General features: G+C 50.1%; 16 protein-coding genes. 14 read left to right on the top strand and 2 right to left on the bottom strand.

What is annotated here, in order from left to right; genetic code table 11:
- Positions 1 to 2: 2 nt before the first annotated feature.
- From J3L11_RS13115 to J3L11_RS13050, 14 genes are all read left to right on the top strand, one after another.
- Positions 3 to 941: a DUF58 domain-containing protein gene (locus J3L11_RS13115; RefSeq protein WP_207571306.1), complete on the top strand. Its 939-nt coding sequence runs from the start codon at positions 3 to 5 to the stop codon at positions 939 to 941.
- The gene (locus J3L11_RS13110) at positions 938 to 1,456 is read left to right on the top strand and encodes a DUF4381 domain-containing protein (protein ID WP_207571290.1); all 519 of its coding nucleotides are present in this window, start codon (positions 938 to 940) and stop codon (positions 1,454 to 1,456) included. The genes J3L11_RS13115 and J3L11_RS13110 overlap by 4 nt, the downstream gene beginning before the upstream one ends.
- Complete coding sequence (locus J3L11_RS13105) at positions 1,450 to 2,433, top strand: VWA domain-containing protein (RefSeq protein WP_207571289.1); 984 nt, start codon at positions 1,450 to 1,452, stop codon at positions 2,431 to 2,433. The genes J3L11_RS13110 and J3L11_RS13105 overlap by 7 nt, the downstream gene beginning before the upstream one ends.
- Complete coding sequence (locus J3L11_RS13100; RefSeq protein WP_207571288.1) at positions 2,430 to 4,484, top strand: VWA domain-containing protein; 2,055 nt, start codon at positions 2,430 to 2,432, stop codon at positions 4,482 to 4,484. Before J3L11_RS13105 ends, J3L11_RS13100 begins: the two co-directional genes overlap by 4 nt.
- Positions 4,478 to 6,109 (top strand): BatD family protein, encoded by a 1,632-nt coding sequence (locus J3L11_RS13095; protein WP_207571287.1) that lies wholly within the window; start codon positions 4,478 to 4,480, stop codon positions 6,107 to 6,109. Before J3L11_RS13100 ends, J3L11_RS13095 begins: the two co-directional genes overlap by 7 nt.
- A 159-nt stretch (positions 6,110 to 6,268) precedes the next feature.
- Complete coding sequence (putP, locus tag J3L11_RS13090; RefSeq protein ID WP_207571286.1) at positions 6,269 to 7,720, top strand: sodium/proline symporter PutP; 1,452 nt, start codon at positions 6,269 to 6,271, stop codon at positions 7,718 to 7,720.
- Between the two features lie 344 nt (positions 7,721 to 8,064).
- The gene (locus tag J3L11_RS13085; RefSeq protein WP_207571285.1) at positions 8,065 to 9,363 is read left to right on the top strand and encodes an outer membrane protein transport protein; all 1,299 of its coding nucleotides are present in this window, start codon (positions 8,065 to 8,067) and stop codon (positions 9,361 to 9,363) included.
- A 121-nt stretch (positions 9,364 to 9,484) separates the two neighbouring features.
- Positions 9,485 to 10,198 (top strand): SIMPL domain-containing protein, encoded by a 714-nt coding sequence (locus tag J3L11_RS13080; protein ID WP_189617886.1) that lies wholly within the window; start codon positions 9,485 to 9,487, stop codon positions 10,196 to 10,198.
- Between the two features lie 151 nt (positions 10,199 to 10,349).
- The gene (locus J3L11_RS13075) at positions 10,350 to 11,369 is read left to right on the top strand and encodes an efflux RND transporter periplasmic adaptor subunit (protein ID WP_229800002.1); all 1,020 of its coding nucleotides are present in this window, start codon (positions 10,350 to 10,352) and stop codon (positions 11,367 to 11,369) included.
- A gap of 15 nt (positions 11,370 to 11,384) precedes the next feature.
- Complete coding sequence (locus tag J3L11_RS13070; protein ID WP_207571284.1) at positions 11,385 to 14,630, top strand: efflux RND transporter permease subunit; 3,246 nt, start codon at positions 11,385 to 11,387, stop codon at positions 14,628 to 14,630.
- A gap of 1 nt (position 14,631) precedes the next feature.
- Positions 14,632 to 14,844 carry a DUF2892 domain-containing protein gene (locus J3L11_RS13065; protein ID WP_189617888.1) on the top strand — a complete coding sequence of 71 codons (213 nt, stop codon included), beginning with the start codon at positions 14,632 to 14,634 and terminating at the stop codon, positions 14,842 to 14,844.
- A gap of 14 nt (positions 14,845 to 14,858) precedes the next feature.
- Positions 14,859 to 15,230 (top strand): rhodanese-like domain-containing protein, encoded by a 372-nt coding sequence (locus J3L11_RS13060; protein WP_189617889.1) that lies wholly within the window; start codon positions 14,859 to 14,861, stop codon positions 15,228 to 15,230.
- A 93-nt stretch (positions 15,231 to 15,323) separates the two neighbouring features.
- Positions 15,324 to 15,671 carry a VF530 family protein gene (locus tag J3L11_RS13055; RefSeq protein WP_207571283.1) on the top strand — a complete coding sequence of 116 codons (348 nt, stop codon included), beginning with the start codon at positions 15,324 to 15,326 and terminating at the stop codon, positions 15,669 to 15,671.
- 162 nt (positions 15,672 to 15,833) lie between these two features.
- A complete protein-coding gene (locus J3L11_RS13050) occupies positions 15,834 to 16,307 on the top strand; it encodes a hypothetical protein (RefSeq protein ID WP_207571282.1) in 474 nt (157 codons plus the stop codon).
- A gap of 446 nt (positions 16,308 to 16,753) precedes the next feature.
- On the opposite strand, the gene bla is transcribed toward J3L11_RS13050, so the two are convergent.
- Both bla and J3L11_RS13040 read right to left on the bottom strand, forming a co-directional pair.
- Entirely contained in the window at positions 16,754 to 17,641 is an 888-nt protein-coding gene (bla, locus tag J3L11_RS13045) for a class A beta-lactamase (RefSeq protein ID WP_207571281.1), read from the bottom strand.
- 245 nt (positions 17,642 to 17,886) lie between these two features.
- Complete coding sequence (locus J3L11_RS13040; protein ID WP_207571280.1) at positions 17,887 to 18,186, bottom strand: hypothetical protein; 300 nt, start codon at positions 18,184 to 18,186, stop codon at positions 17,887 to 17,889.
- Positions 18,187 to 18,320 lie beyond the last annotated feature (134 nt).

The raw sequence follows: 18,320 nt of genomic DNA, 5'->3' as shown, positions 1-18,320 counted from the left end.
TGATGTCTGAGTCTGAACATACACTGCCGTTATTTGCTGATGGCGTGCATCTGAACGAAGCGGAATTGCTGGCGTGCAGAAACCTAGCATGGGCATTGCCAGATAACCAAGTGCGTGCCAGAGCTGCACTGGCCGGTAATCGCAGTAGCCTCATCAAAGGCCGCGGCATGGAGTTTGCCGAAGTGCGCCATTATCAGCATGGTGACGATGTTCGCACCATCGACTGGCGGGTCACCGCACGCACTGGCAAAGCCCACACTAAGCTGTTTGTGGAAGAGCGGGAACGTCCGGTTTTACTGCTAGTAGACCTAAAACACAGCCTGTATTTTGGCTCAACCTTGCTGTTGCAAGCGGTGCAAGTCGCCCATCTAGCAGCCACCTTGGGCTGGAAAGCCATTCAGCAAGGAGACCGCTTGGGGGCCTTAATTGTTGGTGAAAACAAACGCCGCGAACTGAAGCCGCGGACCCGTGAACAAGGGATCCTTGCATTGATATCGGCGCTGATAGAGGTACATCAGCAACAGCTGCAAACACTGCAGCAGCGTACCCCCGAGCCTTCGGCATTAATGGCGCAGAGTTGTCGGCAACTCGCTCGTTTAACGAAACCTGGCTCACAGGTGTGGCTGATCACTGACGGCAGCGGCTTTGATGATGAATGTCGGCAACCGCTGTCAGATCTCTGCCGCCATAGCGAGGTATCAGCCTTTGTGATCACCGATCCGCTACGCAACGGTAGTCTGCCATTGCCCAAACGTTTTGCATTACCGGTGCGGGATCAGGGGCAGTCTTTACTGCTGGATCGCCACAGTTATGACGCTTGGCTCAAGCGACAACAGCATGCCTTAGCGCAATTTGAACAGATGATGCAATCACTGCACATCCCCGTGCGACTGCTTGATGCCGCACGCAACCTCAACCAACAACTGAATTTGTTACGATGATGCCGACTTCTGCAACTGCCAATCCAGCGCTGAGCGCCATGAAGGATATCAGGTTGCCTCCTGAGATAGGCTTCTGGCCGCCAGCGCCTGCAGTATTGGCACTTTTGGTGCTGGCGATGTTGTCACTCATCGCCTTGAGCGTTTGGCTGTATAGACGCCACCAACGGTTGCAACGCCAGCAAGCCCCTGCCAAAGCTGCGCTGCAACTGTTGTCACAACTCGATACTGAAGATCCACAACTGATGCTGCACCTCAGTGCCTTGCTGAAACGCTGTGCCATCAGTTACGTTGGCCGTGAACACGTTGCCAGCCTTACAGGCGAGCCTTGGTATCAGTACCTGGACCAAGCATTGCCAAGCAAGCAGCAGGGGAAATTCCAGCGGTTACTGCAACAGCGTTACCAGATGCAGCCCGCAGCCGAGGATGCAGAAGAACTCATAACGCTGTGTCAGCAATGGCTGCTATGCGCGCCGAGTTTTTATCGACGTGTAGGCAAAGGAGGCAAGTCATGCTAAGTCTCGCTTGGCCTTGGTTGCTACTGTTATTGCCGTTGCCACTATTGATCCGCTTCCGGCCTCAAAAAGTGGTCGGAGGTCAATTACAAATGCCGGGTATTCGCCAATATGCAATAGCCGAAATGCATAACCAAAAACGTCGGCCTTGGATGATTTGGCTGTTATGGTCCTTGCTGGTTCTGGCAGTAGCGCGACCACAATGGTTAGGCGACCCCATTGAGTTACCAACCCAGGGTCGCGACCTGATGGTTGCCGTGGATCTTTCCGGCAGTATGCAGATTGAAGATATGGTACTGAATGGCAAAACCGTTGATCGCTTTAGCGTGATCCAGAAAGTCGTCAGTGATTTCATCGAACGCCGCACGGGTGATCGTATCGGCCTGATACTGTTCGCCGATGCGGCTTATTTACAAGCGCCGCTAACACAGGATCGCCGTTCCGTTGCCCAATATCTCAAGGAAGCACAGATAGGTCTGGTGGGTAAACAAACGGCAATTGGTGATGCTATCGCGCTGGCGGTAAAACGGTTTGATAACCTCGATAAAAGTAATCGCGTATTGGTACTACTGACCGATGGCTCCAACAACGCGGGCAGTATTGACCCAGATCAGGCCGCAGCGATTGCCGCCAAACGTAATGTCACCATCTACACCATCGGGGTGGGAGCGGATGTGATGGAGCGCCGCACTTTATTTGGTATCGAGCGGGTCAATCCATCTGCGGATCTGGATGAAGACCAGTTAAAACGCATCGCCGATGTTACCCATGGTAAATATTTCCGCGCACGCGACCCGAAAGAACTGCAACAGATTTATCAGGAAATTGACCGTTTGCAACCGATAAGCCGAGATCCGCTTACTTACCGGCCGCAGTCTGAGCTGTTTTACTGGCCACTGGGGCTGGCATTACTGCTTAGTTTAGCATTGAGTCTGAGTATGACATTGCCCACAGGAAAATCTGCCGGGAGGTCTCAATGAGTCTGCATTTCATCCGCCCGGAATGGTTTATCGCCCTGTTGCCATTACTATTGGTGTTGTGGTCAAAGTTGAAACATCAAGGTGAGCACTCCCAGTGGGATAAGTACATCGCCCCTCATCTCGCAAATGTACTGATCAGCAAAGGCGACCAGCAGCGCCGCCACTTGCTACCTCTGGTGACCAGTTGTTGGCTGTTAGCCGTATTGGCATTAAGCGGTCCTGCCCTATTCAAAAAGCCGCTGCCGGTCTTCGCGTCTACCCAAGGCCGTGTCATTGTGATGGATATGTCGCTGTCGATGTATGCCACTGACCTGACGCCCAATCGCCTGACACAAGCGAGATTCCGGGTCACCGATTTACTGAAAGGGCTTAAAGAAGGTGAAACCGGATTGATCGCCTACGCCGGAGATGCATTTGTCATTAGTCCACTCACGCGCGATAGCAACACTTTATTAAATCTGTTGCCAACACTCAGCCCAGATATTATGCCAGTGATGGGCTCTAACTTGCCGGCAGCACTCACTAAAGCCAAGGAATTATTGTCGCAGGGGGGGCATATTAAAGGCGATATCATTCTGGTCACCGATGGCGTGGAAACTGCGCAACTTAATGCGGCCAAAGCGGTATTGCAGGACACCCATTATCGGCTAGGCGTATTAGCGTTAGGGTCTACCCAAGGCGCACCAGTACGTTTGAGCGATGGTCAACTTATGCGTGATAGCAGTAATCAAGTCGTGGTACCTGGCACCAATTATGGGCAGTTGAATGAACTTGCACAAAGCTGTCATGGTAGCCTGATCCCCTTTGCCAACGATGGCTCAGACCTAATCAAGCTGCGGCAGTGGCTGAGTACTGATGAAGATGCCCAAGCCACCCACCTTGCAGGAGATAGTTGGATAGATCTCGGCCCCTACCTAGCATTACTGCTGCTGTTGCCTATGCTGGCGATGTTCAGATATGGCTTGCCCGTCTGGCTGTTAGTGCTGCCATTGTGTGGCAACTTACTAACACCAAAAGCACAGGCCAACACATGGGATAACCTGTGGCATACCCGAGATCAGCAGGGGATGCAGGCATTTAAGCAACAAGACTTTAAGACTGCCGCAGATAAATTTGCCAACCCCGCTTGGCAAGGTAGCGCCTTATATCGCGCTGGTGACTATCAAGGTGCACTTAAGGCTTTTGAACAAGATAAAAGCGCGAACGGTTACTTCAATCAAGGTAATGCATTGATGCAGATGGGTGAATATGACGAAGCGATAAAACGCTACAACGAAGCACTCAAAAAAGAACCTGATATGAAAGATGCCCAAACGAACTTAAAAATCGCTAAAGAACAGGAAAAGCAAAAGAAAAACAAACAAAAACAGAATAATAATGATCAGTCTGGCAATCAAAAACAGCAGGGTACTGATAAACAGAATAAGAACAATGACCAGGCCGATCAACGAGACAAAAAGGAAGGCGACAACTCTGAACAGAATAAACCTGAGCAGCAACAGTCACCTCAGGATCAGCAGCAAAATAGTGGTAAAGATAACCAAGGCAGTCAACAGCCGCAGCAAGGTGATAAATCTGCTAACAAGCAGGAGCAACAGCAAGCATCCCAAGGGGAAGACTCTGCCGCTAAGGACAAGGCTTCTTCTAAATCCTCTGCTACCGATAATAAGCAGCAGGAGCAGACAGCAGCGGATAAATCATCGGCAGCAAACCAGCAGCAAGCAGCAGCGTCAGACAGTGCACCACAGAACGCACAACCTGCACCACAAATGCAGGCTGATGCTAGTCAGGATAACCAGACTGACGCGGCGAAACAGCAGGCAAATGCCAGTGCTGCCCAAACAGCGGATAAACCCGCGCCACAAAACCCGCAAAATGGTACTGTGGCGGCATCCAGCCTGGATAATCAGGACAAGTTGCCAGCAGATATGCAGCGGGCATTAAAAGCTGTGGTTGACGATCCGGCCGCACTGCTGCGCAACAAAATGCAGTTGGAATATCAAAAACGCCGGCAGAACGGCGATATACCCAAGGAACAACAACAGTGGTAAAACTACGCTTTCCATTCTGGCTGCTTCTGGCAACCCTGTTGCCACTGAAAGCACTGGCATTGACCGAATTACAAGCCTCTGTCGATAAGAATCCAGTATCGCAGGGAGAGTACGTTGCATTAACGGTGACGGCAGATGACGATCTGCAAAGTCAGGCTCTGGATACCTCCGCGCTACTGAAAGACTTTATTGTGGGCCGCACTAGCGTTGGCCGCAGCACCCAGATCATCAATTTTGATACTCGCAAAGAAACCCGCTGGCAGATCCTGCTTGCGCCCAAACAGTTGGGACAGATCACCATTCCGGCATTTGAGATTAACGGCGTCAAATCCAATCCGATCCAGCTACAGGTGGTGGATTCTGGCAGTCAACCACAACAGATGAAAAACCTGTTTTTACGCACCAGCGTATCCAGCGATGAAGCCTATGTCGGCCAGTTGCTCACCTACAAGGTAAAGTTATATCTGGCGGTTGATTTGCAACGCGGTGTACTGTCGACCCCCAATATTGAAGGCGCTCAGATCAAACAGGTCGGCGATGATAAAGACAGTAATGAAATCGTCAATGGTCGCCGCTATCGGGTCATCGAGCGTACCTATAGTATTGTTGCCGACAATCCGGGCAAATTAATGATAAACGGCGTTAATTTCTCTGGCGATGTGCTGATGAATAGTCCGAGCAGCGGGATGTTTTCCTTCCAAGAAAGTCGGCCGGTACAGGCTCAAGGTGACAGTCTGGTGGTTACCATCAAGCCCATTCCTCAAGCTTATGTGGGGGATTGGCTGGTGGCCGATTTAGTGGCATTACAAGAAGACTGGAAAGATAACCAAAGCTATGAAGCGGGACAACCCATTACCCGCAACATCACACTGCTGGCCTCCAATGCCGATGAAACCAGCTTACCGGATCTGCATATTCCGCTGCCGGCCGACATGCGCAGCTACCCCGATAAACCCGTCAAAAAAACCTATGTTCGTAACGGTCAGATGGTAGCTAAGTTGACCCAAACCATCGCCATCGTGCCAGCCAAAGCGGGTGACTACACCTTACCGGAAATCAAAGTGGCCTGGTGGAATCCGCACCTAAACCAAGAAGAATATGCCACGCTACCAGCACGGCATATTAAGGTGAAACCAGCCAGCAACGCACCAGCGCCAGATCTGAGTGTCGCCACGCCACAGGCAGTACCGACCGCACCTGGCTACTGGCCGCTAGCTACTGCCGTTTTTGCCGGACTGTGGCTACTAACACTGGGATTGTGGTGGCGGGCTCGCAAAACACCGATGGTGGATGCTCACCGCGAAATTGTCACAGCGCCGCAGCCAGCCGTTGCAGCACCATCATTACAGACAGCCATTGCCAACGATGATGCCGCACAAGTGCTGAATGCATTAATAAGAGAAGTCGCGACTATTACCGGCAAAGAACTGTCACTTGGACAGCTAGCGTCAATCGCACCCACACTGGCTGAGGTCGCAGCGCAGATCCAATCAGCACATTACAGTCGCACACCAACGGATACGGCGCCTTTGTACCAAATATTGCTGCAAGCATTGGCGCAATTTCGTCACCAATATAGCCAACAAAAACAGCAGAAATCGCCGCTGTCATCGCTTAATCCATAACAGCGGACAATTTCCAACCGTGGGGCCATCTGGCCCCTTTTTTCGATGACGGTTTTGTGTGAACAAGCGCAACATCCACAACAGCATTGTGAGCCACTTCAAATATCTGCTAGGATGACGCCACAACAATAACAACCATATAACAAACAATAAACTCCCATGCAGATCGACACACCTATCGCTGTTACCTTTATTGGCTATCTTGCTGCCATGCTGGCAATCGGTTACTGGGCATACCGCGCCACAGATTCGCTCGACGACTATATTCTGGGGGGCCGCAAGATGGGCCCAGCGGTCACCGCGCTCAGTGTCGGTGCATCGGACATGTCTGGTTGGCTGTTACTCGGCCTCCCTGGCGCGGTATATCTTGGGGGCATGGGCGAAGCTTGGATTGGTATTGGCCTATTATTCGGGGCTTGGCTCAACTGGCTGTTTGTTGCTAAACGCTTACGGGTATATACACAAATGGCCGATAACGCCCTCACCCTCCCCGACTTTTTTGAGAAACGTTTTGCCGATAAAAGCGGCCTGTTAAAACTGGTGTCGGCGCTAACCATTCTGGTGTTTTTCACCTTCTATGCATCTTCCGGCATGGTAGGCGGTGCCATCCTGTTTGAGAAAGTATTTGGCATGGATTATCGCCTGGCGCTGGTCGTCGGTTCGGTCGTCATCGTGGCCTATACCTTTGTTGGCGGCTTTTTTGCCGTCAGTTGGACCGATTTCTTTCAGGGATGTCTGATGTTACTGGCGCTGTTAATTGTCCCTGTCAGTATGTTTACCCATCCTGAAAGCCATAAAAGTCTTGATACGCTAGACCCCGCTTTGCTATCACTTTTCAGCGACAAAATGACATGGATTGGCCTGCTATCAGCCTTAGCCTGGGGCTTAGGCTATTTTGGTCAACCTCATATTTTATGTCGATTCATGGCAATACGCAGTACCAAGGAGTTGCCAGTGTCGCGCCGCATCGCCATGAGCTGGATGCTATTGTCCCTCCTCGGGGCATTAGCCACCGGGATTGCCGGAATACTGTACTTTGCTGATAAACCACTGGATAACCCAGAAACTGTCTTTATCCACCTGACACAAGTGGCATTTAACCCATGGATTGGCGGTATTTTGATTGCAGCAATTCTGTCAGCCATCATGTCGACTATTGATTCGCAGTTACTAGTATGCTCCAGCGTAGTCACTGAAGACTTCTACCGCCGCTGGATACGTCCAAAGGCGTCCAACCGCGAACTGATGGCGGTGGGGCGTCTAGCAGTACTGGGAATTGCCATCTTGGCAGGTGTTATTGCGCTGAATCCGCAAAGCAGCGTCCTAGGGCTGGTCAGTTATGCCTGGGCTGGCTTTGGCGCAGCATTTGGTCCGGTGGTTCTGCTATCACTATTTTGGCACGGCTATAGTCGTCAGGGTGCCATCGCCAGTATCATGGTCGGCGCCGTTACCGTAGTGCTGTGGAAACTGGCCAATGGCGGCATTTTTGCATTATACGAATTGTTACCAGGCTTTGTTTTCGCCACCATTGCGGGCGTTGGCGTCAGCCTGCTGTTTCCGCCAGCGGCAACCACTGTCAAGCAATATCACACCATAAAGCAAGCACTCTAATATTGATACTCCGTGCAGCTAAGCGTACATCTGTTAGCTTAGCTGCATCACCATAAAGAGATGCTAATTGCCGTTATATTTTCCATTTATCAGGCCTAATTTTTTATCAACATAATAAAAATCAATGAAATAGTCATACCACACTCAAGTATTGCTGCCCCACTAGCATAATTTTTCATCGATCTACTGCACAGATTTCCGCGTTCTGTTAAACAACACAGGTGTAAGCTGCTGGTCGGACTTGTTAGCACAGAAACATCCCCCTAACATGCCCGCTGATTTAACGGGGACGTTGGCGTCAGCCAATGGATAAGCGCAACATTATTAAGAGAACAACAATCAATATGACTAACTTCAGAAAATCGCTGCTGGCGATCAGCTTGATGCTGGGCGCTACTCAGACTTATGCTGCTGGGTTTCAGCTTAACAGCCAGTCAGCAACCGGTATCGGCCGGGCTTTCGCGGGTGATGCGGTAATTGCCGACAACGCCTCGGTATTGTCACGCAACCCATCCGCGATGGCGTTATTTGATCGCGCTGCACTGTCTACTGGGTTGACTTATGTCAATATCGAAGTTGACGTGAAAGATGTGAATTTTGCCGATGGTCAAGTTGATTTAGGCGGTATTGATGATGCGGGAAGTACCAAACTCATCCCGAATATCTACTATGTGCAACCGTTAAATGATAAATGGGCATTCGGAGTAGCGGCATTTTCCAATTTTGGTACTGGCACTGACACCAGCTCGCTGCTTAAAGGTGCTACTTTTGCTCCCTACGATTTGATCGGTAACACTGAAGTCACCACAGTGACGCTGAATACCAGCCTGTCATATCGTATTAATGAAATGTTCAGTATCGGTGCCGGTGTCGATGCCGTGTACGGCAAAGGTAACCTTACCCGTTACGCAGGCAATATCCCATTAGTGGATGTGGATGCCGATGGCGTGGGTTTCGGTGGTATCCTAGGTGCCACCTTCGAATTGAATAAAGATAACCGCTTTGGTCTGAGCTATCGTTTCAGCCCAACAGTTACAGTGACAGGCGATATCAATGTGATGACCAGTCAGCAGCTTCCTGGGCTAGGAACACAGCAGATTGCCATTGACTACAACGAACTGGATGTACCTTTAGCCGATATCGCTCAGTTTGCCGGGTTCCACCAGCTGACCAACCGCTTTGCGGTTCACTATACCGCACAGTACACCTTGTGGGGCGACTTTGACCAGATCACCACTAAACAGGGTACCGCTACCATTGCCACCGGCAGCTATGCGGGCACTGAAGTGGCCATCAATGTGAAGGCTCCGCTGAAAGAATATCACTGGAAAAACTCCTGGCTGTTCAGTGTTGGCGGTACTTATACCGTTAACGACACCCTGACGCTGCGTGCCGGTTATATGTTCGATAATGGTGTGGTGGATCAACTCGGTTCACTGTCTATCCCTGACTCCGATCGCCACTGGTATACCCTTGGTGCCAGTTATCGCTTGTCAGACAGTATGACGGTTGACTTGGGCGCAGCGCTGGTGCGTGGTGTTGAAGAATCACTGACAGAAACCAGTGCGCTGGCCGGTGACGTTAACGCACATACCAAATCTACCGCGACTTACTATTCAATGCAGTTCAACTATCGTTTCTAATCGCTGAAACCGCGTTGCATACGGATTAAAGCGGGTGACCTGTTCGCCCGCTTTTTGCTATCTTGGTGCCACCTCTTATGGAAATTTCCAATTTGTTTGTGCACTCAAGGAGTCTCACGGAATGAACAAATCATCGGCATTGGCGGCAGCGCTGTTAGGCGCATTTATCTGTGGCGGGCTGTATCTGCTCGGCAGTGGCATTGGCAACAGCCTAGTTGCCATGAAAGCCATGGATCGCGTGGTCACGGTTAAAGGACTGGCAGAACAGGAAGTGAAAGCCGATGTGGCAATCTGGCCTGTGGCATTTAATGATGTCGACAACGACCTGAATAATCTCTACAGCTCGGTTCAGAAAAAAACCGACAGAGTAATGAAATTCCTGTTGGAACAAGGTTTTACTCCAGAGGAGATCAGTGTATCGCAGCCTTCGATAGAAGACCGTCAGGCACAGGGATATGCTGACCCAAACGTTAAATTTCGCTACAACGCCAAAGTGACACTGTCGGTTTATACCCAGCAGATAGACAAAGTCTTGCAGAGCCGTAAAAAACTGTTGGAACTGGCAAAAGACGGCATTGCGGTGGCACAGAATTATGATAGTCGCACCGAGTTTATCTATACCGATTTGAATAGTATCAAACCGCAGATGGTGCAGCAGGCAACAGAGAATGCCCGGGAAGTGGCAGAGAAATTTGCCCGCGATTCACAATCTTCACTTGGCAAAATCAAAAATGCCAGTCAGGGGACTTTTTCTATCAGCGATCGCGATAGCAATACCCCTTATATCAAACGCGTCAGGGTGGTCTCCACCCTCACCTATTATCTGAAAGACTAATGTTAGCGGCGGCCTTCATGGCCGCTTTTTTCTTGTTAATTCAGGGTTTACTTAATTTTTTCTTTTTTCACGTACGCTGTTGCGTATTGAGTGATCATCCATTAGAATTTTCTCATAAATAGGTTTTATGAGATAAAAAACTATGCGAGGACTGTTGTTAACTACCGTGATGGTGGGGTTAGGACTGGCGGTCAGCCCGGCGCTGCAAGCCGCAAATGAAGTGGCAACTGTGACGGTGACGACTCAGAAAGCGCCCCATGTTCTGGTGCTGGATGGCACGTTGGAAGCGGTGAAATCGGCTACCGTTTCTGCGCAAACCAATGGTCGCATTGTGAAACTCAATTTTGATGTCAACGATCTGGTACCCGCGGGTGCTTCGCTGTTGGAGATCACCAGCAAAGAGCAAGGCGCATCGTTGGCCGCCGCCGAGGCCGAATACGCCCGAGCACAAGCGTTAAATGTGGAAGCGCAAAAAACGTTAGAGCGTTACCAAAAACTGTTTCCTCAGGGTGCCATTTCCAAAGGCGCAATGGATCAGGCGATTGCCAATGCCAAATCCACTCAGCAAGCCGCTAGTGCCGCCAGCGCCCAGATCACCAAAGCCCGTGAATCATTGAAATATACGGTGGTTTCGGCCCCCTATTCTGGTGTGGTTACCGCCCGTCATGTAGAGGAAGGGGAAACCGTCAGCCCAGGGCAGCCACTGCTTTCCGGCTACGCCACCGACAAAATGCGAGCGGTTATTCAGGTGCCACAGCGCTATCGAGATGCATTGATTAAAGCGGGTATGGTAGAGGTATCATTGGCGGATGGTCGGCAGTTCAAGGTGACCAATCCGGTGATCTTCGGCTTTACCGACACCCAGAGCCATGCTTACAAGGTGCGTTTGCCGCTGCCAGAGAATACGCCAGCATTGCTGCCTGGCAGCTGGATTAAAGCCCGATTCCCTGTGGATGAACGGGAGATCACCTTAATTCCACAAAGCGCGCTCTACAGTGTTAATGAACTTTCTGGCGTGTACCTGAAACAAGGCGATAAATTTGTGTTGCAGCAGGTCAGACTGGGTGAAACCCGTGGAAACGATGTAGAAGTGCTAGCCGGATTGCAGGCGGGAGACGTGATTGCCGCTAACGCTTATCAGGTGTTACTCACCCATCCTGTACAGCAGTAAGCGGGAGCCAAGGTTATGAGTAAAACTACAGGAACAGGTATTTCCGGTCGCGTAGCGGCCATGTTCCAAGACAGCGCCATTACTCCATTACTGGCGTTGCTGGGATTATTGATGGGGCTGTTTGCCATCATAGTCACCCCCAAAGAAGAAGAACCGCAGATTGATGTGACCTTCGCCGATGTGTATATCCCCTTCCCCGGCGCCAAACCTGCCGAAGTTGAACAACTGGTGACACTGCCAGCAGAAGAGGTGATTTCGCAGATTAAGGGCATTGACACGCTGTACTCGTTTTCGCGTCCCGATGGCGCGCTGATTATTGTGATCTTTAAGGTTGGCGTGCCGCGCAATGACGCTATCGTCAAGCTTTACAATCAGATCTATTCCAATCTGGACAAACTGCCGTCGGGTGCAGGAGTTGGTCAACCCCAAATCAAACCTATGGGGATCGATGATGTCCCGATTGTTAGCCTGACACTGTGGTCAGAAGATCCGCAGATTTCAGCGCAGCAACTGACACATGTGGCACATGGTCTGGAAACCGAACTCAAACGTATCCCTGGCACCCGAGAAGTGAGCACTGTTGCACCTCATGATTTGGTGCTAAATGTCCGTATCGACCCACAGCGGATGAACTACTACGGTGTCAGTTATGACAAGATCCGCACGGCGCTGACCGCCAACAATTCCGTATCAATGCCTGCGTCGCTGGTACAGGGCAATCAAGAGATTAAAGTCCAAGCGGGTCAGTTTCTGCAATCGGTCGATGATGTAAAACAGTTGGTCGTGGCGGTCAATACTGATGCCAACGGCCATGCGGCCCCAGTCTTTCTTCAGGACTTAGCCGATATCAGCCTTAAAGCCGATATTCCAAACGCCAGTGCCTGGCATTACAACACTGTACGTGACGGTAATAAGTTACCGGAAGGTCTGTTCCCGGCAGTGACTATCTCTATCGGTAAAAAACCCGGTGAGAATGCCGTTGATGTCGCCGATGCCGTTCTCGCCAAGGTGGCCCAGACCCGTAACGTGCTGATCCCTGAAAAGGTTAACATCACCGTATCCCGTAACTATGGGGTAACCGCGGCAGACAAATCCAATACGTTGATCTTCAAGCTGATTTTCGCCACCACCGCTGTTGTGATCCTGGTGCTGTTCACTATGGGGCTGCGGGAAGCATTAGTGGTGGGGATTGCGATTGGTATCACGTTGGCGATTACTTTGTTCGCCTCTTGGGCCTACGGCTTTACACTGAACCGGGTGTCACTGTTTGCGCTGATATTCTCGATTGGCATTCTGGTAGATGACGCCATTGTGGTGGTGGAAAATATCCACCGTCATATGTCAATGGGCAAACGTTCCTTCAAAGAGCTGATCCCAATAGCGGTTGATGAAGTGGGCGGTCCAACGATTCTGGCCACTTTCACCGTGATTGCGGCGCTGTTACCTATGGCGTTTGTCTCTGGTCTAATGGGGCCGTATATGAGCCCTATTCCCATTAACGCTAGCATGGGGATGCTGATTTCCTTGTGTGTCGCCTTTGTGGTAACGCCTTGGCTCAGTCGTCATCTGCTCAAAGCACACAAAGGAGACAGCAACCACCCGGATTCAGTGAATCCCAGAATGCTTGGTATCTTCACCCGGTTGATCAAACCGTTTCTTGACAGTCGCAAGGCACGTATAGGTTTGGCAGGGGGTGTAGCGGCCCTGATTATCATGGCAGTTGCCCTGCCAGTGGCGCAGCTCGTCGTGCTGAAAATGCTACCTTTCGACAACAAATCGGAATTTCAGGTGATTGTTGACATGCCTGAAGGTACGCCAGTTGAGCAAACCGAAAAAGTGCTGAAAGCGCTTTCCGGTTATCTGTCCACCGTGCCCGAAGTGCGTAATATGCAGTTGTATGCAGGAACGCACGCACCGATTAACTTTAACGGATTGGTGCGCCATTACTTCCAGCGCAGCACACAGGAAGCCGGTGATATTCAGGTCAATCTGACCGATAAACACCACCGCCATCGCGACAGCCACAATATTGCGCTGGCGGTTCGTGGGCCGTTGCAGGCCATTGGCGAAAAATATCAGGCCAATGTCAAAGTGGTAGAAGTGCCGCCAGGACCGCCCGTGTGGTCGCCGATTGTTGCCGAAGTTTATGGGCCCAGTGAATCCATTCGCGAGCAAGCGGCCCATGAATTGATGGATTTGTTCCACAAGACCAAAGATGTGGTGGATATCGATATCTACCTGCCCGCCATGCAGCAGAAATGGCAAGTCAGTATTGATCGCAGCAAAGCCAGCTTGCTGGGAGTTCCTTACGCCAATATTGTGGATTTGGTGGCAACCTCAGTGGGCGGCAAAGATGTCAACGTGCTGCACAAGAGCATGCAGAAATCCCCGGTGCCAATCCGTCTGGAACTGAGTGAAGCCGATAAACCGGATCTTACCCAGTTGCTGTCGATGAAACTCGATAGCCAGTTCGGTGGCACAGTGCCACTGTCAGAATTGGTAAAGATCAACAAAGGCACCATTGATATGCCAATCATCCACAAGAACATGATCCCGATGATCATGGTGGTGGCCGATATGGCCGGGCCACTGGACAGCCCGCTGTATGGAATGTTTGAAATGGCATCTGACATCAACAGCCCTAACGGTTTAGGCTTTGACCAGTACTACATTCATCAGCCAGATGGCCTTAATGCCGTCAGTGTAAAATGGGATGGTGAATGGAAGATCACTTATGAAACCTTCCGTGACATGGGCATTGCCTACGCTGTCGGTATGATCGCCATCTATCTGCTGGTGGTAGCGCATTTCCGCTCCTACCTAGTACCGTTGATCATCATGGCGCCAATTCCACTGACGATCATAGGCGTAATGCCGGGACATGCCTTGTTGGGCGCACAGTTCACGGCGACATCTATGATTGGCATGATCGCACTGGCAGGCATCATAGTGCGAAACTCCATCTTATTGGTGGACTTTATCAATCTGGAAACTGCGGCGGGTCGACCATTTGAAGAAGCGGTGATTCACTCAGGTGCCGTGAGGGCCAAACCCATTATTCTTACCGCGTTAGCGGCAATGATTGGTGCCCTGTTTATTTTAGATGACCCGATTTTCAATGGCTTAGCTATCAGTCTGATCTTCGGTATCTTTATCTCTACCCTGCTAACGCTGGTAGTTATCCCTGTACTTTACTATGCGGCAATGCGTAACCGTATTGCACATTTAACCGAAATGGCCGAAGAAGCCAAAGGAGCGTAATATGTCTGTAGAACGTGCCACAATGGCGTTTGCCGGTTTTATGGTAATGCTGTCCATGCTGCTCACCGCCACCGTGCATCATGGTTTTATCTGGCTGACACTGTTTGTGGGTGCCAACCTGTTCCAGAGTGCTTTCACTCGTATCTGCCCTGCCAGCATGCTGATGCGTAAACTGGGCATGAAAACTGAAGCTGAAATCGCCCTGAGCAAATAATCGGAACTTTACGCATGTTAAAAATAAGCTTGTTAGTGCTGCTGGCAGTGGTGGTGTTTGTCAGTGTGCGCGCTTTTGGCAACAACGGTACACAGGATCCCGCTACCGCCTTCGCTAAAATAGCTAAAGGGGCCAAGGTCATTGATGTCCGCACCGCCGAAGAATTTGCTGCCGGACATTTACCTGACGCCACCAATATCCCTTATGAACAGATAGTGCCAGCACTACAGCAATTGGGGATAGCGAAAGACCAGCCGCTGGTATTGTATTGTCGCAGTGGTCATCGTGCGGGCATCGCCAAGGCCGCGTTAGAAAAAGTAGGCTACAGTGATGTCTACAACGCTGGAGGTTTGCAGCAACTGCAAGCATTTAAAGCACAGCACTAGATTGCAGCATACTTCGAATTGTTAAGCCTCATACAAATGTGGAACTCGTGCTAAAATAGCAGCGTCTTCCCAACATTTGTATGAGGTTTTCTTTTGGTCACTCCCGCAGACGACACCCCGCAGACAGGCAATAAAGATCCGCTGCATGGCATCACGCTAGAAAATCTGCTGAAAGCATTGGTTGCTCATTATGGTTTCGACGGCCTAGCACAGCAGATTAATATCCGCTGTTTCAATTTCGAACCCAGTATCAAATCTAGCCTCAAATTTCTGCGAAAAACGCCGTGGGCCAGAGCCAAAGTTGAGCGTCTGTATCTGACGATGCAAGGGTTACCGGTGCCTGATTATTTGCGGCAAGCCCCTGCCAGCGACGTCAAAACCACTAAAATAAAAGCCACAGAAACCACAACGCAACTCAATGCTGACATATGGGGCAAATAGTCGCAGTTGTTATTTTTGAATACTAGAATATGTGATCTATCTGACACTCCAGAATAAATTATCCCCCGTCAGGCAGTGTCGCTATCAAGTTTATGATTAAGTGGCCGTTGTCTCAGTTATCACTTAAACCGTCGTCACTGATAACCCCAAGGGGATAACAAGATGAACGTGAATGGATTAAACCAACTCAGCGGTCAAAACAGTTCGCTGAAATCAATGACCGTCAATATCACTCCCGAAGAGGATACCTCTACCGTTGCCACCACCATCAGCAGTGACAGCAATAGTGATACTGAAGACACAGTTTCCATCTCTGCCGATGCGCTGAAAGCATTGTCATCCGATAACGGTGCCACACTGCATAACAATGCCACCCAGACAAAAGCTAGCGCCGCGGATAACAGTAAAGAAGATGATTCCGATCCTGTCGCCAGAATCGACAAACAGATTGAAGAGTTAAAACAGCAACTGAAGGAACTGCAGCAACAGTTGCAAGATCTGCAGGGAGATAACTCCAAACAAGCTGATGATCAACGAAAGCAACTGCAGGCAGAGATGGGAATGATCAGCGGCCAGATTACCATGCTAAGTAACCAGAAAGCCAAGCTCGAAAATCAGAAAAGCAGCGACAGCTAATCTCTCTTAGGCAACCAGCATCTCCGGCGGCCATTGATGGCGATGCTGGCTGAATGGTAGTTACTAAAAACCAAGGGTGAACCAAGACTGATAGGCAAGTAATGCAAATGGTAGCAACAATCTACCGTAATGCTTACCGCCTGCGGTGCTTGTTCGCTAATGAGATAAGACTCAGAGGAAAGAAATAGTAGCTGAACTATTTTCACTGCCTAAATAGCTGTTCCTAATTGCGCTTCACCCGAGGAATAGAGGTTATTCCGATAAGTCGACCCTCCGCGTCAGGGATGGCGCGGTGGAGCCCCATGGACGGGTTTATGCGTGTCGACGTTGGGAATGGCCTCTGTGATCTGGTATTGAGAACACTTATTTAGATAACACCGAGGGGGAAATAACAGCTTGCCGCTAGGCTCTCACCAAGAACCGTGATTTGTTCGAATTACACTATTTCATTTCTGTAAATGGCGCGTCACGATTTGGGTCGCCGCCGCTAACACATCTTTGCGGGCTTTAGCATCCTGTTGCTGCTGGGTAAAATAGGTCACTAAGATCAGCGGTGCATGGGCTTCTGGCCAGATGATGGCAATGTCATTTGTCGTACCATATTCCCCACTACCCGTTTTATCGCCTACAACCCAAGACGGAGGCAACCCGGCGCGAATGCTGGCGGCACCGGTTGTATTACCTTTCAGCCATTCAACCAGTTGCAGACGCTGCGGAGCTGCAAGCACGGAGCCTAATGTCAGTTGCCGCAGACTTTGAGCCATAGCCAAAGGCGACGTGCTATCTCGCTCATCGCCTGGAATAGCCGTATTGAGTTCAGGCTCGATACGATCCAGACGAAACACCGGGTCACCAATGCCACGGGCAAACTGTGTCACACGCGCCGTGCCGCCAAGCAAACTCAGCAATTTATTCATCGCGGTATTGTCGCTGTACTGCAGCGCCGCAGCACTTAGTTCAGCCACGGTCATCTCTGAATTGACATGCTTTTCTGTGACTGGATTATAGTTCACCAAATCTGTTGGTTTTATCGCCAGCTTGTGTGTCAATAACGTCTGTTGCTGCTCACTTTGTTTTAAGACCGCCGCAACAACCATCACCTTGCTGGTACTGCACATCGGAAACCGTTCATCAGCGCGATAGAGCAGTTGTGCGTTAGTGCCGGTATCAATCAGCGCTACACCTAAACGCCCACCTGTTGCCGCCTCAAGAGCAGAAAGCTGCTGCTGAATCGCCTGCTGGGGAAGGTTTTGTGCTCTTATCGACACAGAGCTTATTAACAAAGCAACAGCGGCTAACATGGCCAACGTTTTATTCAAGCTGATTTTTTCCATTACATTTCTCTTTTAATACTAAAGGGTTATTGTCCGTAACGACACCTAAGCTTATTGGCGCTAGCGCAGTTATACAGACATTCACCTGAATGAACGCTTACTGCTTGGGAGCTGTTCCACCCAACCTGATAATGACGGTGTTTTGTGGAGCTACTGCCATTTTGCTGGTAATGCACTCAGCACGGCTACGGAGAAATATCCTCAAGGAAGCCCTTTATACTGAATATGTAATGGCATTTTGACCGTTATTTTCGCATAGCGGATTTGGTAGCAAAGATAACAATGCCCAGCCCCAAAACCACCATCAAAACTAACACGCTGATAATAGTGGTCGCAGACATATTGATTGTCGCTGCACCACGGTTTGGCATCGCCATTTCGAGCAGCGACAGCAGTGTCAGAGGAATAGCTAGGATGAGTCCGCTAACTTCTATCACGAATAATGCACGAGGCATCTTATCTGGCGAGATCGGAAATATTTTGCCTAAATCCAGTGCATATACCAAAAAAAACGAGATGCCACATATCACCGATATCACAGCCACACCACTACCAGGGTGGGATCATACTTTGTTAACAGCATGGAACTTATCAGTATCAGCATGATCTGAGAAGGCATGTTATTCTACTCAGCCTAATCCATGTCCTTGTTTGACCATTTGAAACTCATTGAAGACCC

Source organism: Shewanella sp. 4t3-1-2LB (assembly GCF_017368415.1).
In the GTDB taxonomy this organism is placed as follows: Bacteria; Pseudomonadota; Gammaproteobacteria; order Enterobacterales; family Shewanellaceae; genus Shewanella; species Shewanella fodinae.
The sequence above is the reverse complement of the archived record's forward strand: the minus strand, read 5'-3'. Positions and strand labels throughout refer to the sequence as shown.